Source organism: Streptomyces sp. NBC_01485 (assembly GCF_036227125.1).
Lineage (GTDB): Bacteria > Actinomycetota > Actinomycetes > Streptomycetales > Streptomycetaceae > Streptomyces.
Window position 1 is genome coordinate 2,540,480 of the sequence record NZ_CP109435.1, and the last position, 25,622, is coordinate 2,566,101.

Genomic DNA, 25,622 nt, shown 5'->3' on the forward strand with positions numbered 1-25,622 from the left:
CGCTCGAAGAGCGCTCGGCGAGCGTTCAGTGAGCGGAGTGCGAGGCGCCGTCCGACGCCTCGTTCGAGGCGTGCGCGGAGTGGTCCGTGCCCTCCTCGATGTCACCGCCGAGCGTGTTCCGCAGCGAGGTGACGGTGCTGGTCTCCTCGCCCACGGCCACCCACTTGCGGCCGACCAGGTAGTGACCGCCGTAGTCCTTGGCCCCGTTGATCCACTCGCGCTGGCCGCGGTCGGTGGCGAAGGTCAGCAGGATGAACTTGCCCGCGGTGGTCTTGCACAGGGCCTGCCGGAGTTCGTCGGCGTCGGTCTGCATGTTGGGCGTGCACTTCACCTGGGACGCCAGGTGCTCCAGGCTGCCGGTCGCGGCCACCGGCACGCTCTTCGTGTCCGTGCCGTCGCCGGAACCGCAGCCCGTCAGCACCAGCGCCGTCGCGGCGGCGGCTGCCGCCACGAGCATCGATCGGGTCACCTTCATGTGTTCCTCCCTGCAAGAGCCTCGTTCTGGATACGGCTCCCGCGTGCGGTGCGCTCAAAATACCGGTGCCCCACCTGGCACGCTCGTGCGAGGGTGGGCCGGTGAACCGAGACTGGGAAGATCGCGTGACCGCCGCCTGGGCCACCTTCGACGAGTATCCGCAGGACCGGGCCGCCGCGTTCCGGGCCGTGATCGACACGCTCGTCGCCGAGCTCCCCGAGGGCAGCCCGCTGGGCCTCTTCGAGCAGGCCTGCGCCTGGGACTCGACCGGCCACTCGGACCGGGCGGCCCCGCTCTACCGGGAGGCCCTGGCCCGCGGCCTCGGCGACCTGAGCGGCTACAAGGGCCGGCGCGCCAAGATCCAACTCTCCAGCTCGCTGCGCAACATCGGCCAGGCCGACGAGGGCGTCAAGCTCCTCACCCCCGAACTGGACGCCCCGTCCGACGAGTTGGACGACGCCGTACGCGCCTGTCTGGCGCTGTGCCTGTCCAGCCTGGGCCGCGACCGCGAGGGCCTGTCCCTGGTGATCGGTGCCCTGGCCCCCCATCTGCCGCGCTACCAGCGGTCGATGGCCAACTACGCGCGGGCGCTGGTCGAGGACGCCGACGCGGGCTGACCCGTCCGGCGGTGACCATCCCCCGCGTCGCTCGTTCTGCTGGGCGTGCAGTCACAGGATGTCGCCCCGCGCCCCGCACCCGGTTCCGCCGCCGACCGGATCGTCGACGTCGAGCAGGCCGAGGCCGCGCTCGTCGAGCACTACCCGCGCCTGGTCCGGCTCGCCTATCTGGTGCTGCCCCCAGGCCTCGGCCGCGGCCGGCGCGTCCTCACCGCCCACGCCCTCGCCCAGCGCGCCCTGCCCCGCCGCCGCGCCTGCGCCCCGGCCGTCCCGGCCCAGTCCACCGGCCGCGACGGCGACCCCGGGTACGCCTTCGTCCGCCTCCAGGTGGTCCGTACGGCGCTGGAGGCGGGGCTGCCGATGAGGCTGCGGGCGTGGCCCAAGCGCGCGCAGCTCCCGCCGCTGCTCCCCCAGGCGTGGGGCCTGCGCCTCTTCCCGCACTCCGGCGGCGCCGACGAACTCGCCCTGGACCAGCGGCTGTCCGCCCTGTCCGGCCCGGCCCGGGCCGCGTACGTCCTGCGCGGCCTGGAGAAACTCCCCGACGGCGACGTGCGCGAGGTGCTGTCCGAGGCCGGCGTCGACGACGTGGACGGCGCGCTGCGCGAGTCCGGCAAGATCCCCGCCGCGCAGTACGCGCTGCTCGGCTCCCCCGAGTTCGACCCCTGTTCGCTCCAGGCCCGGCCCACCGACCTGATGCGCCGCCGCCAGCACACCAGGGCCGGTCTCGCCGCCGCGGCGGCCCTCGCGGTCTGCGGCGCGCTGGTCGTGCTGCCCGGTGACGGCTGGGGGCCCGACGGCGCGGCCGCCCCGGCGTACGCGCAGAACCCGGCCGCCGAGGCCGCGCTCGACCCCGGGCGGCTGGTGAAGGTCTCCCCCGCCGCCTGGAAGACCTCCCCGCGCACCGACTTCTCGGTCTGGCCGGCGCGCGGCCCCCTCGCCGGCGACACCGCGCTGCTGCGCCGGGCCCTCGCCGTCTGGGCCCGCCCCGGCGAGAGGGTCCGCGTCTCCGCCACTCCGGAGACCCCCTTCGGCGGCCCCGCCGGACCGCCCCAGCTCCTCTACGCGGGCGACGTCGACAACGCGCGCGTGGTGATCCTCTACGACGGTCTGCGCATCGCCCGCTACGCCGAGCCGAAGGACGGCACGGCCGGGGCGGCCCTGGACTTCGCGCGGGTCGACGGCGCGACCGGCGCCGAGGCGGGCGCGCTGGTGCTGGGCCGGGCCGACGGCAACGTCCGCTATCTGACGGCCCCCTGGGTGACGAAGGCCGGCGCGCGGGACCTGTCGAAGCCGGGCGCCGGGGTGATGGACATGACGCTGACGGACGGGATCACCTCGCCGCTGGCCAGCCCGGCCACCCAGACCGGCACCTGCACGACGTGGAACGTGCTCCAACTGACCGACGCCACCGGCAGCCACCTCCTCGGCGACCTGGGCGAACTCGTCCCCGCCCGCCTCACCGCCGGCCGCCCGGCCGCGCCCGAGGAGGCGACCGACGCACAAGCGCTGCGGACCTGGGCGCCGTTCGCCTGTTCGCTGGCCGACGCGCGCGGGCAGGGCGTACGGACGGTCAACGCGTGGGCGTACACACGGCAGCGACTGCCCGACGCGAGCGGGGCGGCGGCCTGGGTGTGCACCCGCGCCGAGACCTGGCGGGGCGACGGGAGCCGGGTGCTGGCCCAGTTCCACACGCCGGGCGGGCTGTTCGGGGCGGCCGTGGCGAAGGCCGGGGACGTGCCGGCGTGCGGGCCGCGCGATCCGCATGTGCTGGCCGGGGTGCTGTGGAAGTCGAAGGGCGGCGACTGGTACCTGCTCGCGGCCGGCGACAAGGCGACGGCGTCCATCCGGTCCACGGGCGGCGTACGCGGCTCCGGGCAGGGCAACCTGCTGACGGTGCCGGCGAAGCAGGGCGCGCAGGCCGGCCTGGAGGGCAGGCTGACGGACGGGCGGTCGGTCAACGGGCTGCGCTGATCCGCGCACAGCGGTTCACCTGCGTCTCGCGGGCGCGAAGTCGACGCCTGGTGCTTGATATGTGACGGAAACAGGGTGAACGTCTGAGCCGGTCTGGTCCGTTGGAGTCCGGATCCGATCGGTAAGGTGCTCGTATGACTACCGGGGTTCGTCGCAGAATGGGAGTCGAGGAGCGTCGGCAGCAGTTGATCGGCGTCGCCCTCGACCTGTTCGCCCAGCGCTCGCCCGACGAGGTCTCCATCGACGAGATAGCCGCCGCCGCGGGCATCTCGCGGCCCCTCGTCTACCACTACTTCCCCGGCAAACTCAGCCTGTACGAGGCCGCGTTGAAGCGGGCGTCGGAGGATCTGGCGAGCCGGTTCGCCGAGCCGCGCGAGGGTCCGCTCGGCGCCCGGCTGCTGCGCGTGATGCACCGGTTCTTCGACTTCGTCGACGCGCACGGCCCGGGCTTCTCGGCCCTGATGCGCGGCGGCCCGGCGGTCGGCTCGTCGACGACGAACGCGCTCGTCGACTCCGTACGCCAGGTCGCCTACGAACAGATCCTGTCGCATCTGGGCATCACCGATCCGCCGCCGCGGCTCGAACTGATCGTCCGGTCGTGGATCTCGCTCGCCGAGTCGACCGCGCTGATCTGGCTGGACGGGCGGCGCATCCCGCGCGGCGAGCTGGAGGTCCAGCTCGTGCACGACTTCGCCGCGCTGACGGCCGTCGCCGCCGCCTACGACGACGAGCTGCGGACGCTGCTGCGCCCCGTGCTGGGCGGCGAGCCGGCCGACGGCCCCTTCGGCGACCTGGTCACCCGGCTCGTCGCCCTGGCTTCCTGAGCCCGGTCTCGTGAGCCCGGCCTCGTGAGCCGGTCCTAGCTCTCGTACTTGCGGTACGACGGGTCGAGATCGCGGACCTCGGCGGAGGCGTGGAGTACGAAGGTGTCGTCCGCCACGTGCTCGCGCAGCAGCTCCAGCACGGTTTCGGTCAGCTTCGTCTTCGTCTCGTCGGTGCGCCCGGCGAGGAGCCCGAGCGTGACGTGGACGACCGCGTGCCGCCGCTCCTCGGGGTCGTCGTAGCCGAACGCGGTGAACTCGGACGGACGGAACAGGGTCTTGCAGGCCTCCGGCTTGGCGGCCGCGATCTCGACCACCGAGGTGTGCAGGGCCCGCGCGAACGAGGCCCGGTCGAAGGCGGACGCCATCGTGGTCGAGTAGTCGACGGTGATCTGCGGCATGGGCACTCCCGTTCTAGGAACAGACTGCGCTCAGCCTAGTTCGTCAGCCGCAGGGCCAGCATGGCGATGTCGTCCTCCCGGTCGTGGTCGAAGCAGGTGAGGAGGGTGTCGCAGAGGGCGTCCAGGCCCGGCATGGCGCCGGTGGCCGCCGCGCGGAGGTGCTCCATGGAGACCGCGAGGTCGGTGCCCCGGGTCTCGATCAGACCGTCGGTGACCATGAGGAGCCGGTCGGTGGGTTCGAGGAACAGTTCGGTGGGCGCCGGGTGGGGCACGCCCAGGCCGAGCAGGGGGCCGGCCGCCTTGGCGTAGTCGGCGCTGCGGGTGTCGCGGACGATCAGCGGCGGGATGTGCCCGGCGTTGGCGATACGGGTGCGGCCGGTGGCGGGGTCGATCAGGACGAGGCAGACGGTCGCAGTGACCTCGGGGTGGTAGCGCTGGAGCATCCGGTCGAGGCGCCCGGCGAGCACGGCCGGGTCGCTCTCGTCGACGCAGTAGGCGCGCAGCGCGTGCCGGATCTCGACCATCACGGTCGCCGCCTCCAGCGAGTGCCCGACCACGTCGCCGACCGCGACCAGCACCCCTTCCCCGGTGCGCAGGGCGGCGTAGAAGTCGCCGCCGATCTCGGTCTCCCGGGACGCGGGCACATAGCGGACGACGACGTCGACGCCCGGCAGCTCGGGCAGCCGGTGCGGCTGGGGCAGGAAGCTGTGCTGGAGGGTGAGGGCGACGTGCCGTTCGACCTGGTACATGAGCAGCGGTTCGGCGGCGAGCACGGCGGCCTGGGCGAGGCGGGCGAGCAGGGACTCGGTCTCGGGGTCCACCCGTCGGACCCCGCGGGTGGGCGTGGCCAGGCACACCGAGGCCCGGCCGTCCTGGGTGGGGATCAGCACCAGCCGGGCGTCGTGCCGCACCTCCGGCCGGAAGAACCCGGCGGGCCACAGCGGCGCGGGCACGGTGGTGATCCGCACCCCCGCCTGCCCGGCCTGCCCCTGGCCGAGGCGCCGCAGCAGGGCGGCGACGGCCCGGTGGGCGCCCGCGTCGGGCAGGGCGAGGGTGGTGCGGTTGCGGGAGAGCGCGCGGTACAGCTCGTCGTCCGGGCCGAGGACGAAGACGGCGGCGGGCGCGCCGGTCAGCCGCGCGGCGCCCTCGGCGGCGGCGTGGGCGAGTTCCTGCGGGGAGCGCGCCGCCTGGATGGTGACGATCGCCTCCGACAGCAGCGTCAGCCGCCGGGTCGCCGCCTGGTCGTCGGCCCGCAGCCGGGCGGCCCGCACCGCGGCCCGGACCACCGCGTCGATCTCCTCGGGCTCGGCGGGCATCGCCAGATGGGCTTCGCCGCCGGCGTCCAGCCCCTCGGCGCGGTCGCCGGGGGCCAGCTCGCCGGCCGAGAAGTGCACGACGGGCAGGCCGGCCATGTGGGGCCGGGCCTTGAGCCGGCGGCACAGCTCGAAGCCGCTCATGTCGGGCAGGTCGACGTCGACGAGGGCAACGTCCGGCAGCGCGCCCTCGCGCCGCCGTACGTCCAGTTCGACGAGCGCCTCGGCGCCGGTGCCGACCGCGACGACCTGGTGGCCGGCCCGGCGCAGCACGGCGCCCAGGGCGAACCGGCCGGCCGACGTGGGGTCCACCACGAGCACGGTCGTGCCGGTCCGTCTGCCGCTGACGTCCATGTGCCAACCCTCGGACTCAACCGTCGGAGCAGACCTGGTTCGAGGCCTGCTCCACCACGGTAATGCCCTTGTCCAGAGCACCAGTTAGGCGCGTACGTCCACGGCGTACCTCTAGGGCGTCGTCCGGGAGAACACCGCAACGGTGCGGCCCGGCACGGTGAACGTTGCGGATCCCGCCTCGTACGACGACGACCTGACGGTGGCGTCCGTCCCCGCCGCCTGTACCGGGTGCAGCCGGTATCCCGTCCCGGCGAGCGCGTCGACGGTCTGCTTCTGCGGGGTCGGCGTCGCGTTGAACACGACGACCAGGTCGCCGAGTCGCATGGTGATGACGCCGGGTGTCTCGTCCTTGCCGGACAGCGGGAAGGACAGCGCCGACTGCACCTGCGCGGCCGTCGCGAGGGAGAACGCCCGCTCCGTCGCATGGATCCGCAGCAGGTCACGGTAGGCGGCGGAGGTGGCGGTGATCTGCGGGCAGCCGACGCTGACGGCGGTCAACAGGGGTTTGGCGTAAGGCCACTTGGACGCGTTGTCGGCGGCCGGCGGCAGTCCGCGCCCGAAGCCGTTGCCGGCGGCGCAGTGCCAGTGGACCGCGTTGAACCAGTCGCCGCTGTCGTAGGAGTTGCGGTCCAGGGACTTGGAGCGCAGCAGGTCCGAGCCCGCCTGGGACAGCGCGGGGCCCTGGGAGAGGGCGGCTGTGGCCAGGGCGAGGACCTGCATACGGGAGCGGTCGGACGCGGAGGTGCCGGCCGGCAACTTGTAGGTGAGGGCGTCGAACAGGGACTCGTTGTCGTGCGCGTCGACGTAGGCGAGGGCGTCGCCGGGCGCGTCCGCGTAGCCGGCCGGGGCGCCGTTGTAGTCGACCTCGGCGCCGGTGACGTCCTTGCCGTCGGTGCCGGTGAAGCGGTAGGCGGCGAGGCTTCCGGAGAGGCCGACCTTGATGAGGTCCTGGTAGTGGAGCAGCCGCGCCTTCTGCTGCGCCGAACTGCCGTTGCCCGTGGATGAGTTGGGGTCGGTGTAGAGCCCGGAGGCGAAGCCCTGGACGCCCGGGTCCCCGTCGAACGGCCCGCCGCCGCGTACGGCGTCCCGGGCGCGGTCGGAGAACGTCGCGATGCCGGTGCCGGCCATGTTCTTCTGCGTGGCCTGCACGAACCGGGCGTCGTCGGCGACCTCGCCGAAGTTCCAGCCCTCGCCGTACAGGATGATCTTCTTGCCGTCGACGTCGTCCCTGGCGAGGGTCAGCGCGTCGAGCGCCTTGCGCACCGCCAGGATGTTCGCCTTCGGCTGGTGCCCCATGAGGTCGAAGCGGAACCCGTCGACCTTGTACTCCCTGGCCCAGGTGACGACCGAGTCGACGACCAGCTTGCCCATCATCGCGTTCTCGGTCGCCGTGTTCGCACAGCATGTGCTGGTGGCGACGGACCCGTCGGCGAGCAGCCGCTGGTAGTAGCCGGGGACGATCCGGTCCAGGACGCTGGTCTGCGCCTGCCCGCTCGCCGCCGTGTGGTTGTAGACCACGTCCATGACGACCCGGAGGCCGTCCCGGTTCAGCGCCGCGACCATCTTCCGGAACTCGACCGTACGGGCCGTCCCGTCCGGATCGCTGGCGTACGAACCCTCGGGGACCGTGTAGTGGTACGGGTCGTAGCCCCAGTTGTAGGCGTCCTTCGCGGCGCTCGCGGTCACGCACTCCTGCTGCTTCTCGGAGGCCGCCGGGTAGGAGGCGAGATCGCAGTCGGCGACCGTCTGGTCGGCCTTGTTCTCGGGGATGGTGGCGATGTCGAAGACGGGCAGCAGATGGACGTACGACGTGCCCGCCGCCGCCAGTTCCCGCAGATGCTTCGAGCCGTCGCTGCCCTGGTCGGTGAAGGCCAGGTAGCCGCCCCGGTCCCGCGCGGGGACCGTGGGGTCGGCGACGGAGAAGTCGCGGACGTGCAGCTCCTGGATCCGGGCGTCCTTCAGCGGGACGGCCTTCGGCTTGCGCAGCGACGACCAGCCGCCGGGGGCGAGGGACTTGTCGTCGAGGTCGACGACCAGGCTGCGCGCGGAGTCGGTGGTGAGGGCGACCGAGCAGGGGTCGGTGACCTTGTTGGTGACGACCTTGCGGACGCTGGGCGCCCACACGGTCACGGCGTACCGGTAGGGCTTGTTCCGCCAGGACTTGGGGCCGGTGACGGACCAGACGCCGGTCGTGTCGTTCCGCTTCATCCGCACGGTGGAGCCGTCGAGTTCCAGTGCCACCCGCTGCGCCGTCGGCGCCCAGACGGACAGTGTGGGGCGGCCGTTGTGGAAGGTCGGGCCGAGCCGCGCCTTGGTCGCGCCGGTGGCGTAGAGGTCGTCCAGCACGCCCGCGATCTGCACCCCGGTCGCGGCCAACACCGCGCCGTTCGCGGCCCGTTGGGTGGCGACGACCTGGCCGGTCAGTGCCGCACGCACCCGGTCCCGGTCGCGCGGGTCGACGGACCAGGCGGTGTAGGCCTTGAGGTGCGGGTACTTGGCCTTCTGGGCGTCGGTGAGCGCGGTCTTCGTCAGCCGCAGCCACTTGGCGGCCCCGGTGAGCGTGCCGTTCGCGACGGCGATCGATCCCTCGCGGCTGTACAGCAGTTGGGTGGAGGCGGCGGCCTCTGAGCCGTTCCAGGCGACCGTGTTCCGGTCGATCCAGACCGCCTTGGAGGTGGTCAGGTCCAGCGCCGCCGCAGAACCGGCCGGCTGCGGGAGCAGGTGCTTCTCCTGGCCGTTCAGCAGCCGCACCTCGTGGCCGCTGGCCGTGAGGTCCAGTGACTGGTCGGCGGAGTCCTCGGTGCCGTTCTTGTCGTCGTGCCGGGCGGGGGCGGCGGCCGGTTTCGCGTCGGACGGCGGCGGGGGCGGACTGTCCGCGTGGGCCGCGAGCGGCTGCACGAGGACTGCGGCGAGCGCGGCGACGGTGACGGCCGCGATCCGTCTTCTCGGTGTCACAGGCGGGAACTCCTAGCGATTGCGGCTCTCTTGCTCTCTTGGGTCCGACCCCGCGCGACCGTATCGCCGCCGCAACACTTACAGCAAGAGTCCTGCAATCGATGGAAAGAATTTTCACCTGAGACTGCTCAGCAGGTCGGCCTCCGTCGCCGGTGGTCCCTTGATGGTGTACGTGACGAGTGACCGGGCCGGGACCGTGGCGGCCAGGGAGCCTCCGTCGACCGCGAGGGCCGGCTGCTGGGCGGTGTTGTGCGTGGCGTCGGTGAGGTACGGGGTCGCCGTGCCCGTCGTGATCCCCGTGTTCGGCAGGCTGAACGACACCTGGTCGGCGCTGGTGCCCGCGTTGAGCGCCACGACCGTCACCGTGCCGTCGGTGTTGCGGAACGCCGAGAGCCTGAGGTCGGCGTCGGGGGTGGTGGCGCCGATGCGGACGGCGCCGGGGCGGATGAAACGGCTGTAGTTGGCCAGCGCCCACAGCCGCTTCGACACGTGGTAGCTGTCGCCGTCCATCTGGATCAGCCCCCGGGTGGCGCCGGTCGACGCGCCGTACCAGTAGACGTAGCCGCTGGTGTTGCCCTTGGTGAGGGCGTCGTGGACGGCGGAGGCGACGGTGAAGCCGTCGTAGCCGCTTCCGTCGTCCCAACTCTCGTTCCAGGTCGTGCCGTTGGGCGACCACTCCGACATCCAGGTGCGTTTCCGGGTGGGCAGCGGCGCGTCGACGGCACTGGCGTAGTTGTGGCCGGTGTGGGTGGCGACGAGTCCCCGGGCCGTCGCGTCGGCCTCGATGGCGCTGCTGTAGGCCTTCTGCTGGTTCCAGCCGAAGGAGTCACAGCAGGCGACCTGGTACCCGGCCGAGCCCGCGACCGGGCCGAGGACCTTCGTGAACTCGACGGCCTGGGCGGGGGTGAGCCGCATGGAGTCGTACGTCGCCGTCCAGTCGGGCTCGTTGGTGAAGCCGAGGTCGGTGACGGGAATGCCTGCCTGGCCGTAGAACCTGGCGTACTGCACAAGGTAGTTCGCGTACGCCCCGCGCCAGTCGCCGCTCGCGCAGGAGGCCCCGGCGAGACCGCACAGCGTCCCGCCGTTGGCATCGGTCCCGTTGGTCTTCATGTAGCCGGGAGCTGTCCAGGCGTCGGCGTAGAAACGGTTCACCCCATAGGCCTTGGCCTGCTGCGCCAGCCACACCTGGCCCTTGTCGTAGCCGTCCCACACGTACCGGGGGGTCGCGTCCGGACCGCCGGGGTCGGTCGGCTGGATGCCCGAGTCGATGCCGAGGCGCAGGATGCTCAGTCCGGCACCGGTGCTGCGGCTCAGCAGCAGGTCGAGGATCTCGCGCTGGCGCTGGGCCGACAGCCCCTGCGACCCGTTCATGATGGCGGCCCGCCCGAAGTGCTCGGAGAACCCGAAGCCGTCGATGGGCTGGTACCTGGTCGAGCCGTCGACGGTCGCCGAGGTGACGGCCTCTCCGACCTCGACGGACACGGCCGGCGAAGCCGCCGTGGCCCCCGTGGCCCCGGCGACGGTGAGGAGGACGGCCGTGGAGGTCAGTGTCCATTTCCTGAGTCTGCTCAGCATGATCCGCCCAATCGTGGGAGCGCTCCCATGTGGTCAGTGCGGAACGTAGAGCGGTGTCATGGAACCGTCAACCCCTCGCGTACCGCGCACTGTTCGCCTGTTCGTCTGTCCGCCTGCTCACGGCGACAGCGCGCGGTACGCGAGGTGGAGACTCAGCAGCTCGACTTGCCGGCGTAGATCGCCAGGGCCGTGTTGGCGCCGAGGGTCGCCGTGAACTGCCCCGAACCGTTCACGTTCACGGTCGAGTTGTTCTGCACGTTGCAGTACGTGCCGGCGGGAAGGGACGTCTGGTACGTCCGACTCAGGGAACCGCTCTCGTGGTTGATGGCGACGTATCCCTTACTGCCCCGCCCGAAGGCGATCGCGTCGCCCCCGTTGTCCCACCAGTCGGTGACCGACTCGCCCCGCGTGGCGTTACGGAAGGCGACCATGCGCCCGATCTCCGGCCAGGCGTGCTGACACTTCCAGCCGTCCTGCCAACAGGCGCTCACGGCCCCGCCGTTGGGCGGACCCGCGTCCGCGTCCGACCATTCGTAACCGGAGTTGACGTCCGGAGCGCCGTACGGATGGGCGAGCATGAACACGTTGGCGAGCGTGTAGTTCGCGCCGTCCTTGTAGTTGAGGGTCGACCCGTTGCGCTCGGTGTCGTGGTTGTCGACGAACACACCGGCGACGGAGCTGCTCAGGTACCCCCAGCCCTCGCCGTAGTTCTTCAGATAGGCGAGGTTCTCGTTGTTGAAGACGCGCTTGAGGTCGTAGGCGTAGCGGAACTCCTGGACGTCCCCGTTGCCCGTGTACTCGGTGGGCTGGACGGCCTCTCCGCTCCCGTAGATGAACTCCTGTTTCCAGTACACGCCCGGATTCGTCAGCCGCGACTTGATGCCGGCGAGGTCGGCGGCGTCGATGTGCTTGGCCGCGTCGATGCGGAAGCCGTCGACGCCGAGGGCGAGCAGGTCGTTCAGGTACCCGGCGATGGTCTTGCGGACGTACTCCTCACCGGTGTCCAGGTCGGCGAGGCCGACGAGTTCGCAGTGCTGGACGTTCCAGCGGTCGGTGTAGTCGGTCACCCGGGAGGTGCAGTCGTCGAAGTCGGCATAGGAGTAGAGGCCGGGGTAGTCGTACTTCGTGTACGAAGACCCTCCGGTCCCCGTGCCGCCGCCCGCCGCCATGTGGTTGACGACGGCGTCGGCGACGACCTTCACACCGGCCGCGTGGCAGGTGTTCACCATGTTCTGGAACGCCGTACGGTCGCCCAGCCGGCCCGCGATTCTGTAGCTGACGGGCTGGTACGACGTCCACCACTGCGAGCCCTGCATGTGCTCGGCGGGCGGGGAGACCTGGACGTATCCGTAACCGGCCGGGCCGAGCGTGTTGGTGCACTCCTTGGCGACCGAGGCGAAGTTCCACTCGAAGAGGACGGCGGTGACGTCCTTGGCGCCGGGCGGGGTGGCGTACGCGGTGGAGGCGCCGGGGGCGATGACGACGGCCGCGGCGGCGGCCAGGGCGAGGGCGCCCGAAAGGGGTTTGCTGCTTGCCATGTGGGGTTCCTTCTCCATTGAAGGCTCTTGCTGAAATCTTTCAGAAACCTTGCGGTGGCGAGATGTTATGGGGCCGCCGACCGAAAGGGCAGAGGGGGAGACGTGAAAGATCTGCAAGGAAAAACGCCCGAGGCCCGCCGCTCGACCAGGGAGCAGCGGGCCAGGGTGATGTGACGGACCATCAGTGAACGTGTCAGGGCACCGTCGTCAGGCGCCGTCGTCAGGCGGTCGTGAACCAGACCGTCGTGTCCGCCGGCAGCTTCGCCTCGCCGGCGTCCGTCTCCGCCACCTCACCGCTCGCGAGCAGTACGCGGCCGTGTGCCGGGGTCGTCACCGACTCGCCCGTGGTGTTCGTGACGCACACGAACTCGCCGCGGCGGAAGGCGAGGACACCCTCCGGGGCCTTCAGCCACTCCACCGAGTCGCCCGCGCCGAGGTCGGGGTCGGAGCGGCGGACGGCGAGGGCCGAGCGGTAGAGCTCCAGGGTCGAGCCCGCCGCGCCCTCCTGCGCCTCCACGCTCAACTCGCCCCAGACGGACGGCTGGGGCAGCCAGCTGCCGCCGTCGCCGAAGCCGTACGACGAGCCCTCGCGGGTCCACGGGATCGGGACGCGGCAGCCGTCGCGGAAGCCGTCCTGGCCCGCGCCGCGGAAGTACGCCGGGTCCTGGCGGACCTCGTCGGGCAGGTCGACGACGTCGGGGAGGCCGAGTTCCTCGCCCTGGTAGACGTAGGCCGAGCCCGGCAGCGCCAGCATCAGCAGCGTCGCCGCCCGCGCCCGCCGCAGGCCCAGCTCGCGGTCGCCCGCGGTGCGGATCTGGGTGCCGAGGCCGGGCGGGTTCGCGAAGCGCGTCGCGTGGCGGGTGACGTCGTGGTTGGAGAGGACCCAGGTCGCCGGGGCGCCGACCGGACGCATCGCCTCGAGGGTGCGGTCGATGACCGTCCGCAGCTCCTTCGCGTCCCAGTCCGTGCCCAGGTACTGGAAGTTGAAGGCCTGGTGGAGTTCGTCGGGGCGGACGTAGTTCGCCGTCCGCTCCACCGTCGGCGTCCAGGCCTCCGCGACGAAGATGCGCCCGCCCGTCTCCCGCCCCCGCCCTTCCGAGGAAGGCCCTCCGGGCCCCTTCCGATTTCCCGAGTACTCGTCGAGGATCAGCCGCCACTCGCGGTAGATCTCGTGGACGCCTTCCTGGTCGAAGAACGGCACGACATCGTTGCCCAGCAGCTTGAGTTGCTCGTGCGCGCCGAGGTCGGGGAGGCCGGGGGCCTTCACCAGGCCGTGGGCGACGTCGACGCGGAAGCCGTCCACGCCCATGTCGAGCCAGAAGCGCAGGATCGAGCGGAACTCGTCTCCCACCGCCGGGTGTTCCCAGTTGAAGTCGGGCTGTTCGGAGGCGAAGAGGTGGAGGTACCACTCGCCGGGCGAGCCATCCGGTTCGGTCACCCGCGTCCAGGCAGGGCCGCCGAAGATGGACTCCCAGTCGTTGGGCGGGAGTTCGCCGCCCTCGCCCTTGCCCGCACGGAAGTAGTAGCGGTCGCGGAGCGGGGAGCCGGGGCCTTCCGCCACCGCCCGCCTGAACCACTCGTGCTGGTCGGAGGAGTGGTTCGGCACCAGGTCGACGATGACCCTCAGGCCCAGTTCGCGGGCTTCGCGGATGAGCGCGTCGGCGTCCAGGAGGTTGCCGAACATGGGGTCGACGGCACGGTAGTCGGCGACGTCGTAGCCGGCGTCGGCCTGCGGGGAGGCGTAGAAGGGGCTGAGCCACACGGCGTCCACGCCGAGGTCGCGCAGGTACGGGAGTCGGGAGCGTACGCCTTCCAGGTCGCCCATGCCGTCGCCGTTGCTGTCGGCGAAACTGCGCGGGTACACCTGGTAGATCACCGCGTCCCGCCACCAGTCGCTGCGCTTGGCCTTGGCGGAGTCGGGTGCTGGGGCGATGACGGAGTGCTGCTGGGTCATGGCGTCCTTGGTCCGTGACGGGGTTCTGGTCATGGGGAGTTGCAGACGAGGCGGCCGTGGTGTCAGCGGGGTCGGATGGACACCACAGCCGCCTCGGGTCTTGGGTGCGGCGGAGTGGGGGCTGGTCGCGCGCACGCGGCGGAGCCGCATATCGATTCAGTCCCGCGCCCCTTCGGGGCGCTCGTGAACCGGCGTTCTAGCCCTTCGTGCCGCCCGCCGTCAGCCCGGTCACCAGGTTCTTCTGCACGAGGTAGAAGAACCCGGCGGCGGGTATCGCGATCAGCACCGCGGTGGCGGCCATGAGGTTGCGCTGCGCGTCGTGCTCGCTGACGAAGGACTGCAGGCCGACGGCGAGCGTGTACTTGTCGTCGCTGAGCATGAACGTCGAGGCGAAGGCGACCTCGCTGAAGGCGGTGAGGAAGTTGTAGAAGGCGGCCACCGCGAGGCCGGGCTTGGCCAGCGGCAGGATCAGCCGGAAGAAGGTGCCGAAGGGGGTGAGCCCGTCGACGCGTCCCGCCTCGTCGATCTCGAAGGGGATGGTGTCGAAGTACCCCTTGAGCAGCCAGGCGCTGTACGGGATGACGGTGGTGCAGTAGACGAGGACCAGGCCGAGGTAGTTGTCGATGAGCTGCAGCTCGGACAGGATCTGGTACATCGGGACCATCAGCACGGCGACCGGGAACATCTGGGTGACCAGCAGCACCCACATGAACTTCTTGTAGCCGGGGAAGCGCATGCGGGAGACGGCGTAGCCGGTGGTGGCGGCGATGAGCACGCCGATGGCCGTGGTGCCGAGCGTGACGATGAGAGAGCTCTTCAACCAGTCGAAGAACTCGGTGTGCTGGACGACGAACGCGTAGTTGTCGAACGTCATCTTGGCCCAGATGCCGCCCGGGTGCAGGTAGTCGTCCTTGTCCGGGCCGAGGGACAGGTAGACCAGCCAGCCGATCGGGAAGAGCGCGATCAGGCTCGCGACGCTCAGGACGCCGTGCGAGACGAGGGAGCCGGCGAGGCTGTTCTCGCCGCGCCGCCGGACCCGGCGCGGGGCCCGGGCGGAGCCGGAGTTCTGCGCGCTCGCGGGGGCGAGGGGCTCGGTTGCGGTGGTACTCATGGGAACTCCTGCCTCAGATCGCGAGCTGCTGCTCGTTGCGGTTCAGCCAGCGGCGGTAGAACGAGGTGAAGACGATCAGGATGGCCAGCAGCAGGATGCCGTAGGCGGCGGACTGTGCGAAGTCACGCGGCTGTTGTCCGAAGCCGAGGTAGTACGCCCAGGTGACGAGGATCTGCGCGTCCGGCGCGGTGGTGCCGAACAGCAGGAAGATGACGGCGAACTGGTTGAACGTCCAGATGACGCCGAGCAGGACGACGGTGGAGCTGACGGACCTCAGTCCCGGCAGGGTGACGTACCGGAAGCGCTGCCAGGCGCTCGCGCCGTCCATCTCGGCGGCCTCGTACAGCGATCCGTCGATGGCCTGGAGGCCGCCGAGCAGCGAGATCATCATGAACGGCACACCGCACCAGGTGTTGACCATGATCGCGGCGAACCGCTGCCAGAAGGTGTCCTCCAGCCACAGCGGTGTCGGCAGATGCAGCGCGTCGAGCGCGGAGTTGATGACGCCGCCGTCCGCGAGCATGAACCGCCAGCCGAAGACGGTGACGAACGTGGGCACCGCCCACGGCAGGACCAGGATCAGCCGGTACACCGTGCGCCCGCGCAGCTTCTGGTTGAGCAGGAGCGCGAGGCCGAGTCCGATGCCGTAGTGCAGGGCGACGCAGGACGCCGTCCACACGATCGTCCAGATGAAGTGCGACCAGAAGCGGTCGTAGGCCGTCGGGCCCCACAGGATGTCGGCGTAGTTGTCGAGGCCGATGAACTTGTAGGTGGCGTCGATGTGGTTGACGCCGATGGTGCGCGCGGTGTTGAGGCTGTCGGCGTCGGTCAGCGTCAGGTAGAGGCCGTACACCAGGGGGTACAGGACGAGGGTGCCGAGCACGATCGCCACCGGGGCGATCATCACGTACGCGTACCAGTGCTTGTGGTAGCCGTGCTTGAGGCGCGTGCCCAGCCCGGGCCTCGGCTCACGGTCACCGCGGCGCTTGCCGGTCGCGCGGTCGATGGCGACTGTCATGATGCGACACCTTCTGGATCTTCAGGCTGGATCTTCGGGCGGATCTTCGAGGGGGCTGCACGGCGGTGTACTGCGACCTGCGCCGCCGTACGACTCACAGTCCGGTGGCCGCCGGATCCCTCCCCCCATGAAGTGGGAGATCCGACGGCCACGCGGGGCTTACTTGCCGAAGTCCGGCACCAGCTTGGCGATGGCCAGTTCAGCGTTGCCCAGGCCCTTGTCGAGGGACTCCTTGCCACCCGCGATCTTGGGCAGTTCGGTGTCGAGCGGACCCCACAGGGAGCTGTACTCCGGCAGCGCGGGGCGCGGCTGGGCGGAGGACAGGACGCTCTGGTAGCCGGCGATGCCCGGGTCGGCCTTGACGGCGGGGGTGTAGGCGTCGTCGCGCGTCGGCAGCGTGGAGTTCTTCTGGGCGATGGCCGCCTGGGACGACGCGGAGGTCATGAAGTCGACGAACTTCAGCGCGGCGGCCTGGTGGGCCTTGTCGGAGCCGGCGTAGACGGACAGGTTGTGGCCGCCGGTCGGGGCGCCCGCCTTGCCGGTGGAACCGGCCGGGACGGTGGCGATGCCGAGGTTGGTCTTGTCCTTGAAGGCGCTGCCCTTGTAGAAGTTCGTGATCTCCCAGGGGCCCTGGATGATCGCGGCGACCTTGCCGTTGACGAAGGCGTCCTGGATGTGGGCGTAGGCGTCGGCGGTGGTGTCGGCCTTGTGCAGGCCCTTGCCGTCGAAGAGGCCGAGCCAGGTGCCGTACGCCTTCTTCGCCGCCGCCGAGTCGACGGTGACCTTCTTGGCGTCGGCGTCGACGGTGTCGGTGCCCTCGCCGTAGAGGAAGGGCTGGGCGTAGTAGCCCGCCGTGGCGGAGCCCCAGTAGCCGTCGACGCCGGTCTTGGCCTTGACGGTGGCGGCGGCCGTCTTCAGCTCGGCCCAGGTCTTCGGGACGGCGGTGAGGCCGGCCTGCGCGAAGAGGCTCTTGTTGTAGACGAGCGCGAGGGTGTCGGTGACCAGCGGCACACCGTACGTCTTGCCTTCGTACTTGGCCTGCTCGATCAGGTTCGGCTTGAACGCGGCCTGGTCCTTGAGGGCCTCGGTGCCGTCCAGCGGCAGGAAGTAGCCCTTCTTGGCGAAGGCGGGGGTCCAGCCGACCTCGGAGCGCATCACGTCCGGGGCGCCGGAGGCGCCGGCGGCGGTGTCGAACTTGTTCAGCGCCTGGTCGAAGGGCACGTTGACGTACTTGACCTTGACGCCCTTGTCGGCGGCCTCGAACTGCTTGACCAGGGCCTGGTAGGTGGGCGACTCGTTGGTGGCGTTGGAGGTGTCCCACCAGGTGATGGTGACCGGCCCGGACGAGTTGTCGCTGCCGCTGCCGTCCCCGCCGCAGGCCGTCGCCGCGAGGGCGAAGGACGCCACCAGCGCGGTGGCCGCTATGCCACGCCGCATGTGTTTCTCCTTGAGGGTGAAAGCCCGGAAAGCTACGGGAAGCGGTCCCGTCCGCCGCCCTGCCGGCTCCGACCGCGCCGTTGCCGCCGCCGGGCGACGTGAACGTAACAGCGATGTAAGCGGCACGAAAGAGCTTGCAGCAAAAAAGTGCAAGAGATCTCCGAAGTTATCCGCACGTGACGTGTGCGTGACCTTTCCTCGACCGCCGTGAGACCGTAGTTGTCGCGGTTGGGCGGCTCCGGAGCGGGGCGCGCGGCGGCTGTGCAAGACTCTGCAAGCTTTTGCCATCAGTTTCATGAGGGTCCATGAGGGAGTGCGATGACGCAGCAGCCCGGGGCGGGCCGTTCACCCGGTCGACCACGGCGTCCGGTCAGGCGTCCGATCGGTGTGCAAGACAGCAACCGACCGGTACAGTCCACCCCTGTGACCACACGGCTTGCCGACATCGCTGCACAGGCGGGGGTGAGCGAAGCGACCGTCAGCCGCGTCCTCAACGGCAAGCCTGGCGTCGCCGCCACCACCCGTCAGTCCGTGCTCGCCGCTCTGGACGTCCTGGGCTACGAGCGCCCGATCCGGTTGCGCCAGCGCAGCGCGGGTCTGGTCGGCCTCATCACGCCGGAGCTGGAGAACCCGATATTCCCGGCCCTGGCGCAGGTCATCGGCCAGGCGCTGACCCGGCAGGGCTACACCCCGGTCCTCGCCACCCAGACCCCGGGCGGCTCCACGGAGGACGAGCTGACCGAGATGCTGGTCGACCGCGGCGTCGCCGGCATCATCTACGTCTCCGGGCTGCACGCGGACACCACGGCCGACATGCAGCGCTACGAGCAGCTGCGCGCGCAGGGTGTCCCCTTCGTCCTGGTGGACGGCTTCTCCCCCAAGGTGCAGGCCCCGTTCATCTCCCCCGACGACCGGGCGGCGATGACCCTGGCGGTCACCCACCTCGTCTCCCTCGGGCACACCCGGGTGGGCCTGGCCCTGGGCCCCAAGCGCTTCGTCCCGGTCCAGCGCAAGATCGAGGGCTTCGTCCGGGCGATGCAGGACCAGCTGGACCTGAGCCCGCAGACGATCGAGACGGAGTTCGTCCAGCACTCGCTCTACACCCTGGAGGGCGGTCAGGCGGCGACCACGGCCCTGATCGACCGGGGCTGTACGGCGGTCGTCTGCGCCAGCGACATGATGGCGCTGGGCGCGATACGAGCGGCCAGGCAGCGCGGTCTCGCGGTCCCCCGGGACTTCTCGGTGGTCGGCTTCGACGACTCCCCCCTGATCGCCTTCACCGACCCGCCCCTCACCACGGTCCGCAAGCCGGTCCCGGCGATGGGCCAGGCAGCCGTCCGCACTCTCCTGGAGGAGATCGGCGGGACTCCGGCGCCGCACAGTGAGTTCGTGTTCATGCCGGAACTGGTGGTGCGCGGTTCGACCGCTTCGGCACCCGGGGACCGGAATCGTCCCTAGGGCGGAGAAACCAGTGTTTTCTCCCAGTACGCCAGGAGTAGACGTGGGCGTCCGCCTGTTGTAGAACATGCGGGGCGAACCCGTCCGGGGGATGATCGGGCCAAGAGGGCTTTTCTGGCAGACTTTATGTCCATGGGTGAATCGACTGTGACTTCGCTGGAAGGCCGTGACCAGGCCGTTCCGTACCCGGTCACGACCGAGCCCCGGCAGCGCCGGCTCGCCCGGCTGCGCACCCCCCGCCGCCCTCGCCTGTGGTTCGAGATCCTCCTGATCGCGGTGAGTTACTGGACGTACTCACTCGTGCGCAACGCGGTCCCGGAGCAACGCGCCGCGGCGCTGCGCAACACGGACTGGATCTGGCGCATGGAGAACCACCTCAGCATCGCCGTCGAGGAGTCCGTAAACCACGCGGTGAACTCGGTGACCTGGCTCGTCGTGGGCATGAACTACTACTACGCGACGCTGCACTTCGTCATCACCCTGACCGTCCTGGTCTGGCTCTACCGCAGCCACCCCGGCCGGTACGCGGCGACGCGCCTGGTCCTGTTCGCCACCACGGCGGTCGCCCTGGTCGGCTACTACCTGTACCCCCTGGCGCCCCCGCGCCTGATGCCGGGCGGCGGCTTCGTCGACACGGTGATGGTGCACCAGACGTGGGGCTCGATGGCGTCCGGCGACCTGAAACACATGTCGAACCAGTACGCGGCGATGCCGTCGATGCACATCGGCTGGTCCGTGTGGTGCGGCCTGACGATCTTCGCCCTCGCCAGACTCCCCTGGGTCCGCGTCCTGGGCCTGCTCTACCCGATGGCGACGCTGGTGGTCATCGTCGCCACGGCCAACCACTTCTGGCTGGACGCGGTGGGCGGCATCCTCTGCCTGGCCTTCGGCTTCACGGTGGCCCGCCTCTGGTACGGCACGCTGCCGTACGCCCTGCCGAGGCTGGTGCCGCCGAGAAAACAGCGCAGCCCGCTGCTCCCGACCAAGGCGTAGCCCCGCGCTTGCCGCCACGACGTAACCCCGCGCTCCCCGCCACGGCGCAGCCCTGCCCTCGCCCCGCGAAAACGTGACACTCACCCCTCCACCTGTAACGTTCACCGCTCCCCCTGCCCCGCCCCCGTCCCTGTCCCCCTCAGGCCCCTCAGGCCCCTCAGGGAGACTCGCTCCCCCCGGCCGCGGCCCGCAGCGCATCGATGAAGGCGTCCAAGGCGGGCTGCGCCGGCGCCGTCTCCCGGACCACGACGTGAATGCCCCGCACCGGCACCGGATCACGCACCTCCCGCACCACCACCCGCGGATGCCGACTGCCCAGCCCCAGCCGAGGCACCAGACTCACCCCGAGCCCGGCGGCGACGAACCGAGGGGCTTCCGCCAGTGCTGGGCGCCCCACCGGCTGGTGTAGGCCGGGTCGGTAGGCCGGGTCGACCGCGATGACCGCGATGCCGGTCCGGTCGGCCATGGAGGTGAGGCGGGCGCGGAGGCGGCCGGTGGGCATGCCGGAGACGAGCTGCCGGAACCGGCGTTTGCGGCCGTGCTTCTCGCGGGTCTTCCCGGCGGTGAAGTCGAGGTCTTCGACGGCGATCTCTGTGACGCCGCAGGCCTTGGCCCAGTGCAGCAGTCGGGTGAGGGCGTGGCGGATCTGGGCGTCACGGTGCTGTGCGGTGCCGGACAGGTCGAAGGGGAAGCGGCGGGGGTGGCCGGTCGGGTGGCCGTGGGTGTCGAGGCGCCGGGCGGCGAGGTGGTCGGCGTTCATGTCGACGCCGATCACGCCGTCGGCCAGGGCCACCGCCATCGGGACGGTCCGGGATGCCGGGATCTGCCAGGACGCGGTCAGGTACCAGCGGTCCCGCTGTACGTCGTAGTGGATGCGGTAGCGACCGCGCGGTTGGCTTCCACCCGGTCCGTCCACTCCTGCCCAGTTCCCGACCCCTCCCCCTACCCCGCGTAGAACAGCTCGTCCACCACCCCCCGGGCCCGCCGCGCGGTACGCCGATAGTCGTCCAGCATGTCCCCCACCCGCCCGGGCCCGTACCCCAAGTACCGCCCCACAGCGACCAGTTCACGAGGATCGGTCGGAAAGGTGTCCCCGGCCCGCCCCCGCACCAGCATCACCGCGTTACGCACCCGGGTGGCCAGCACCCAAGCCTCGCCCAACGTCCCCGCGTCCTCCTCCGAGATGAGCCCGGCGCCACAAGCGGCGGCGAGCGCCTCCCGGGTGCGCGTGGTCCGCAACCCCGGCTCCGTGGCCCCGTGCCGCATCTGGAGCAACTGCACGGTCCACTCCACGTCGGAGAGCCCGCCGGGCCCGAGCTTGGTGTGCAGCTTGGGATCAGCGCCCCGGGGCAACCGCTCCGACTCCATACGAGCCTTGAGCCGCCGGATCTCCCGGACGGCGTCGTCCCCGAGCCCGCCCGCCGGATACCTCAGCGGATCGACCAGTTCGATGAACCGCCGCCCCAACTCCTCGTCCCCCGCGACGGGTTCGGCCCGCAGCAGCGCCTGTGACTCCCACCCCAGCGACCACCGCCGGTAGTAGGCCGCGTAGGACTTCAACGACCGTACGAGCGGCCCCGACTTGCCCTCGGGCCGCAGGTCGGCGTCCACGAGCAGCGGCGGATCGGCACTGGGGATCTGAAGCAGCCGGCGCATCTCGGAGACGACCTTGTTGGCGGCGTCCGAGGCCTCGCGCTCGTCGACGCCGTCCCGGGGCTCGTGCACGAACAGCACATCGGCGTCGGACCCGTATCCCAGCTCGTGCCCGCCGAAGCGCCCCATCCCCACCACGGCGAAGCGCGTGGGAAGGGTGTCCCCCCACCCCTCACGCACGACCGCCCGCAGCGTCCCGGCCAGCGTGGCGGCCGTGAGGTCCGACACGGCTCCGCCCACCAGGTCGACGAGAGCCCCCTGATCGGCCTCGACGGGCTGCGCCTCGGTGCCGTAGGAGCCGACGATGTCCGCGGCGGCCGTACGGAACAGTTCGCGCCGGCGCACCCCGCGCGCCGCGGTGACGGCCTGCACAGCGCCCTCGGCCCGCCCGACCGCGGAGAGTATCTCCTGCTCCAACTGGGCCCGCCCGCGCGGCTCGAGCCCCCCGCCGTCCCCGTCCCCGAGCAGCGCCACCGCTTCGGGCGCCCGCATCAGCAGATCGGGGGCGAGCCGCCCGGCGGACAGGACGCGGGCGAGGTTCTCCGCGGCGGCCCCTTCGTCCCTCAACAGCCGTAGGTACCAAGGCGTCTTGCCGAGCGCGTCCGACACCTTGCGGAAGTTCAGCAGTCCCGCGTCCGGGTCGGCGGAGTCCGCGAACCAGCCCAACAGCACGGGAAGCAGGGTGCGTTGGATGGCGGCCTTGCGGGAGACGCCGGAGGCCAGCGCCTCCAGGTGGCGCAGCGCCGAGGCGGGATCGGCGTACCCGAGCGCGACGAGCCGTTCCCGGGCCGCCGCAGGGCTCAACCGGCTCTCGCCGGGCGCGAGTTGGGCGACGGCGTCGAGCAGCGGCCGGTAGAACAGTTTCTCGTGCAGCCGCCGGACCATCGCCGCGTACCGCTTCCACTCCCGTCCCAGTTCGACGACCGGATCGGTCCGCAGCCCGAGGGACCGGCCGAGCCGCCGCAGCTCGGCCTCGCTCTCCGGTACGAGATGGGTCCGCCGCAGCCGGTAGAGCTGGATCCGGTGCTCCATGGACCGCAGGAACCGGTAGGCGACGTCGAGTTGGACGGCATCGGCCCGCCCGACGTAACCCCCCGCGGCGAGCGCCTGCAGCGCGTCGAGCGTGGTCCCGCTGCGCAACGAGGCGTCGGCCCGCCCGTGCACCAGTTGAAGCAACTGCACGGCGAACTCGACGTCTCTCAACCCCCCGGGCCCGAGCTTGAGTTCACGCTCGACCTCGGCGACCGGAATGTTCTCGACGACCCGCCGCCGCATCTTCTGCACGTCGGTGACGAAGTTCTCCCGCTCGGCGGCCTTCCACACCAGCGGCTCGACGGCGGCGACGTACGCGGCCCCCAGCGCCAGATCGCCCGCCACCGGCCGCGCCTTCAACAGGGCCTGGAACTCCCAGGTCTTGGCCCACCGCTGGTAGTAGGCGAGATGACTGCTCAGCGTCCGCACGAGCGGCCCGTTGCGCCCTTCGGGCCGCAGGTTGGCGTCGACGGGCCAGATGGACCCTTCCACGGTGGTCTCGGAACAGATCCGCATCATGTGCGAGGCGAGCTTGGTGGCGGCCCGCAGCGCCTTCCCCTCGTCGGCCCCGTCGACGGCCTCCCCCACGAAGATGACGTCGACGTCCGACACGTAGTTCAGCTCGTGCCCGCCGCACTTGCCCATGGCGACGACGGCGAGCCGGCACAACGCGGCGTCGTCGGGCGCGTCGGCCCGCGCCAGCCCCAGAGCCGCCCGCAGCGTAGCCGTGGCGAGGTCGGCGAGCTCGGCGGCGGTCTCGGCGAGCTCGGTGGTCCCGCACACGTCACGCGCCGCGATGGCCAGCAGACACCGCCGGTAGGCGACGCGCAGCAGCACGGGATCCGTGGCCCCGGCGAGCCCGCGCTCGAACTCCTCCACGCCGGGGTGCAGATCCCGGGGCTCGTACATGACCAGCGCCTCCCAGTCGCGGGGATGCCGGGCCAGATGATCGGCGAGGGCGGCGGACGCTCCCAGCACCCCCAGCAGCCGGTCCCGCAGCGGCTTGGCCGCTATCAGCGTGTCGAGCAGCTCCCGCCGGGCGGTGTGCCCGGGCTGCGCCTCCAGCAGCCGGACGAGACCGTGCAGGGCGAGATCGGGATCGGCGGTGTCCCCGAGGGCCTCCAGCAGAACCGGATCGTTGCGCACCGGGGACAGCTCGGGCCCGTCGAGCAGCCGCTCGGCGGCTGACGGATCGGTGAAGCCGTGCCGCAGCAGCCGAGTGAAGGTACTGCTCCTGCGCCCCGGCGCCATCCTGGCCTCCTCGTCCGGTCAAGGTCGTAGCACTTGAGCCTAGCCCTCACCTCACGGTGGCGCTCCGGCCCGGTTTCGGGTTCTGTGTCGAGGGCTGAACGCAGAGAACGGCGAGGGAACAAGGGAACACCCAGGACAGGAGGTCCCATGACCACGAACATGAACATGACCCTAGAAGTGATCACGCTGCCGGTGTCGGACGTGGACCGGGCCAAGGAGTTCTACCGCGACAAGGTCGGCTTCCACGTGGACCTCGACGGCGAGGTGATGGAGGGCGTACGGATCGTGCAGCTCACCCCGCCGGGCTCGGGCTGCTCGATCGCCCTGGTCGACGGCCTCCAGATCCCGACGGGAACCCCGCGACCGGGCACCTACCACGGCATGCAGCTCTGCGTGACGGACGCGAAGGCGGCGTACGAGGAACTGACCGCCCGGGGCCTGGACGTCAGCGAGCCGGTGCGGTTCGCCCCGCAGGACGGCGCGACCTTCATGTACTTCAAGGACCCGGACGATGGGGGTCCCCCCGCTCGAGCGAAGCCGAGAGTGGGGGAGGCTGGGCGATCCAGGAGTACCGCCGCCGCGAGACCGAGCCCCTGCACAAGGTGCTGGCACAGTCGGCGGAGCCGACGGACTGACGGGACCGGCGAAGCCGGCGGGCCGACAGAACCGACCAGGCAGCAGGGTTAGTTCACCCGGTCTTCATCCTTCGGGTTGAACGACGTAGGCCAAGGGCATCTTGGCGTGTGCATGCTCTAGCCGCACCGCAGCCCGCCCCCGCCCTTCCCCCCACCGGAGGTAGATGTGTCCGGCAGCTCCCTGTACCGCCGCAGCCGCGCCGTCGTGGCATCCGCACTCGCCTTCACGGCGGCCGCCGTCGGCCTGTGGTCCGGGCTCGGCGGCTCCTCCTCGCCCGCGCGGGCCGCGGCCGGCGTGCCGACCCCGGACCACGTGGTCGTCGTGGTCTTCGAGAACCACGCCTACAGCCAGGTGATCGGCGCCTCCGGCGCGCCGTACCTCAACTCGCTCAGGACCGGCGGGGCCAGCCTCTCCCAGTCGTACGCCGAGACCCACCCGAGCCAGCCCAACTACTTCGCCCTGTTCTCCGGCTCCACCCAGGGCATCACGGACGACGGCTGCTACACGCCCGGCTTCTCCTCGGCCCCGAACCTCGCCTCGGAGCTGATCGCGGCCGGCCGCACCTGGGCGAGCTACAACGAGACGCTGCCCAGCCAGGGCTCGACGACGTGCAGCAGCGGCAAGTACGCCCGCAAGCACAACCCGTGGTTCGGGTTCGGCAACGTCCCGACGTCGACGGCGAAGACGTTCGCGCAGTTCCCGACCGACTACGCGACGCTCCCCCACGTGTCCTTCGTCGTCCCCAACCTGTGCAGCGACATGCACGACTGCTCGGTGGCGACCGGCGACACCTGGCTGAAGAACAACCTGGGCGCGTACGCCACCTGGGCCAAGACCCACAACAGCCTCCTCGTCGTCACCTTCGACGAGGACAACCGCCTCGCCGGCAACCGCATCCCGACGGTCCTCTACGGCCAGCCGGTCACGGCGGGTTCGACCTCGTCGACGACCTACAACCACTACGACCTGCTGCGCACCCTGGAGGACGGCCAGGGCCTGACGACCCACGCGGGCAACGCGGCCTCCGCGACGGACATCACGGGGATCTGGGCCTCCTGA

At 71.0% G+C, this 25,622-nt stretch carries 17 protein-coding genes and 3 pseudogenes; 7 read left to right on the forward strand and 13 right to left on the reverse strand.

Annotated features, from left to right (window positions below; translation table 11 throughout):
- Positions 1-25: 25 nt before the first annotated feature.
- Positions 26-475, reverse strand: coding sequence for a hypothetical protein (locus OG352_RS11745; protein ID WP_329216561.1), 450 nt, complete (start codon positions 473-475; stop codon positions 26-28).
- A 101-nt stretch (positions 476-576) separates the two neighbouring features.
- Here OG352_RS11745 and OG352_RS11750 point away from each other — a divergent pair, with 101 nt between their 5' ends.
- The 3 genes from OG352_RS11750 (at position 577) to OG352_RS11760 (ending at position 3,887) form a co-directional block, all read left to right on the forward strand.
- Entirely contained in the window at positions 577-1,092 is a 516-nt protein-coding gene (locus tag OG352_RS11750; protein ID WP_329216562.1) for a tetratricopeptide repeat protein, read from the forward strand.
- Positions 1,093-1,137: 45 nt separating this feature from the next.
- Positions 1,138-3,063 carry a hypothetical protein gene (locus OG352_RS11755; protein ID WP_329216564.1) on the forward strand — a complete coding sequence of 642 codons (1,926 nt, stop codon included), beginning with the start codon at positions 1,138-1,140 and terminating at the stop codon, positions 3,061-3,063.
- 134 nt (positions 3,064-3,197) lie between these two features.
- A complete protein-coding gene (locus OG352_RS11760; RefSeq protein WP_329216566.1) occupies positions 3,198-3,887 on the forward strand; it encodes a TetR/AcrR family transcriptional regulator in 690 nt (229 codons plus the stop codon).
- A 35-nt stretch (positions 3,888-3,922) separates the two neighbouring features.
- Here OG352_RS11760 and OG352_RS11765 read toward each other — a convergent pair whose 3' ends face one another.
- The 9 genes and pseudogenes from OG352_RS11765 to OG352_RS11805 all read right to left on the reverse strand — a co-directional run bounded on the left by OG352_RS11765 (position 3,923) and on the right by OG352_RS11805 (position 17,540).
- A complete protein-coding gene (locus OG352_RS11765) occupies positions 3,923-4,285 on the reverse strand; it encodes a 5-carboxymethyl-2-hydroxymuconate Delta-isomerase (protein ID WP_329216567.1) in 363 nt (120 codons plus the stop codon).
- A 35-nt stretch (positions 4,286-4,320) separates the two neighbouring features.
- On the reverse strand, positions 4,321-5,952 hold the full coding sequence (locus OG352_RS11770) for a fused response regulator/phosphatase (protein ID WP_329216568.1): 1,632 nt from the start codon (positions 5,950-5,952) through the stop codon (positions 4,321-4,323).
- A gap of 111 nt (positions 5,953-6,063) precedes the next feature.
- Positions 6,064-8,739: pseudogene (pulA, locus tag OG352_RS11775) on the reverse strand (pullulanase-type alpha-1,6-glucosidase); the annotation flags it as partial.
- 282 nt (positions 8,740-9,021) lie between these two features.
- Complete coding sequence (locus tag OG352_RS11780; protein WP_329216570.1) at positions 9,022-10,482, reverse strand: glycoside hydrolase family 30 protein; 1,461 nt, start codon at positions 10,480-10,482, stop codon at positions 9,022-9,024.
- A 152-nt stretch (positions 10,483-10,634) separates the two neighbouring features.
- A complete protein-coding gene (locus OG352_RS11785) occupies positions 10,635-12,020 on the reverse strand; it encodes an alpha-amylase (RefSeq protein WP_329216572.1) in 1,386 nt (461 codons plus the stop codon).
- A gap of 220 nt (positions 12,021-12,240) precedes the next feature.
- Positions 12,241-13,974: a glycoside hydrolase family 13 protein gene (locus tag OG352_RS11790; protein WP_329216574.1), complete on the reverse strand. Its 1,734-nt coding sequence runs from the start codon at positions 13,972-13,974 to the stop codon at positions 12,241-12,243.
- A gap of 196 nt (positions 13,975-14,170) precedes the next feature.
- Entirely contained in the window at positions 14,171-15,085 is a 915-nt protein-coding gene (locus OG352_RS11795; protein ID WP_329216575.1) for a sugar ABC transporter permease, read from the reverse strand.
- A 13-nt stretch (positions 15,086-15,098) separates the two neighbouring features.
- Positions 15,099-16,103, reverse strand: a complete 1,005-nt coding sequence (locus OG352_RS11800; protein ID WP_329216577.1) for a carbohydrate ABC transporter permease — start codon at positions 16,101-16,103, stop codon at positions 15,099-15,101.
- Positions 16,104-16,262: 159 nt separating this feature from the next.
- Complete coding sequence (locus OG352_RS11805; protein WP_329216579.1) at positions 16,263-17,540, reverse strand: extracellular solute-binding protein; 1,278 nt, start codon at positions 17,538-17,540, stop codon at positions 16,263-16,265.
- Between the two features lie 423 nt (positions 17,541-17,963).
- Here OG352_RS11805 and OG352_RS11810 point away from each other — a divergent pair, with 423 nt between their 5' ends.
- Together OG352_RS11810 and OG352_RS11815 are read left to right on the forward strand one after the other, a co-directional pair.
- Positions 17,964-18,998, forward strand: a complete 1,035-nt coding sequence (locus OG352_RS11810; RefSeq protein WP_329216581.1) for a LacI family DNA-binding transcriptional regulator — start codon at positions 17,964-17,966, stop codon at positions 18,996-18,998.
- 132 nt (positions 18,999-19,130) lie between these two features.
- Complete coding sequence (locus tag OG352_RS11815) at positions 19,131-19,991, forward strand: phosphatase PAP2 family protein (protein WP_329216582.1); 861 nt, start codon at positions 19,131-19,133, stop codon at positions 19,989-19,991.
- A 157-nt stretch (positions 19,992-20,148) separates the two neighbouring features.
- On the opposite strand, the gene OG352_RS11820 is transcribed toward OG352_RS11815, so the two are convergent.
- The 3 genes and pseudogenes from OG352_RS11820 to OG352_RS11830 form a co-directional block, all read right to left on the reverse strand.
- Positions 20,149-20,388, reverse strand: coding sequence for a LysR substrate-binding domain-containing protein (locus OG352_RS11820; protein WP_329216584.1), 240 nt, complete (start codon positions 20,386-20,388; stop codon positions 20,149-20,151).
- Positions 20,349-20,915, reverse strand: a pseudogene (locus tag OG352_RS11825) (IS200/IS605 family accessory protein TnpB-related protein); the annotation flags it as partial. The gene OG352_RS11820 and the pseudogene OG352_RS11825, both read right to left, overlap by 40 nt.
- Before the next feature lie 18 nt (positions 20,916-20,933).
- Positions 20,934-23,927, reverse strand: coding sequence for a bifunctional [glutamine synthetase] adenylyltransferase/[glutamine synthetase]-adenylyl-L-tyrosine phosphorylase (locus OG352_RS11830; RefSeq protein ID WP_329216585.1), 2,994 nt, complete (start codon positions 23,925-23,927; stop codon positions 20,934-20,936).
- 159 nt (positions 23,928-24,086) lie between these two features.
- Between OG352_RS11830 and OG352_RS11835 the strand changes: the two are divergent.
- Both OG352_RS11835 and OG352_RS11840 read left to right on the forward strand, forming a co-directional pair.
- Positions 24,087-24,562: pseudogene (locus tag OG352_RS11835) on the forward strand (VOC family protein).
- Positions 24,563-24,728: 166 nt separating this feature from the next.
- Positions 24,729-25,622, forward strand: coding sequence for an alkaline phosphatase family protein (locus OG352_RS11840; RefSeq protein WP_329216586.1), 894 nt, complete (start codon positions 24,729-24,731; stop codon positions 25,620-25,622).

Excerpts from the sequence above, each read along its gene's own strand:
- OG352_RS11745 (WP_329216561.1), bottom strand. The coding sequence starts at position 475 with ATGAAGGTGACCCGATCGATGCTCGTGGCGGCAGCCGCCGCCGCGACG.
- OG352_RS11760 (WP_329216566.1), top strand. The coding sequence starts at position 3,198 with ATGACTACCGGGGTTCGTCGCAGAATGGGAGTCGAGGAGCGTCGGCAG.
- OG352_RS11765 (WP_329216567.1), bottom strand. The coding sequence starts at position 4,285 with ATGCCGCAGATCACCGTCGACTACTCGACCACGATGGCGTCCGCCTTC.
- OG352_RS11770 (WP_329216568.1), bottom strand. The coding sequence starts at position 5,952 with ATGGACGTCAGCGGCAGACGGACCGGCACGACCGTGCTCGTGGTGGAC.
- OG352_RS11780 (WP_329216570.1), bottom strand. The coding sequence starts at position 10,482 with ATGCTGAGCAGACTCAGGAAATGGACACTGACCTCCACGGCCGTCCTC.
- OG352_RS11785 (WP_329216572.1), bottom strand. The coding sequence starts at position 12,020 with ATGGCAAGCAGCAAACCCCTTTCGGGCGCCCTCGCCCTGGCCGCCGCC.
- OG352_RS11790 (WP_329216574.1), bottom strand. The coding sequence starts at position 13,974 with ATGACCCAGCAGCACTCCGTCATCGCCCCAGCACCCGACTCCGCCAAG.
- OG352_RS11795 (WP_329216575.1), bottom strand. The coding sequence starts at position 15,085 with ATGAGTACCACCGCAACCGAGCCCCTCGCCCCCGCGAGCGCGCAGAAC.
- OG352_RS11800 (WP_329216577.1), bottom strand. The coding sequence starts at position 16,103 with ATGACAGTCGCCATCGACCGCGCGACCGGCAAGCGCCGCGGTGACCGT.
- OG352_RS11805 (WP_329216579.1), bottom strand. The coding sequence starts at position 17,540 with ATGCGGCGTGGCATAGCGGCCACCGCGCTGGTGGCGTCCTTCGCCCTC.
- OG352_RS11815 (WP_329216582.1), top strand. The coding sequence starts at position 19,131 with ATGGGTGAATCGACTGTGACTTCGCTGGAAGGCCGTGACCAGGCCGTT.
- OG352_RS11830 (WP_329216585.1), bottom strand. The coding sequence starts at position 23,927 with ATGGCGCCGGGGCGCAGGAGCAGTACCTTCACTCGGCTGCTGCGGCAC.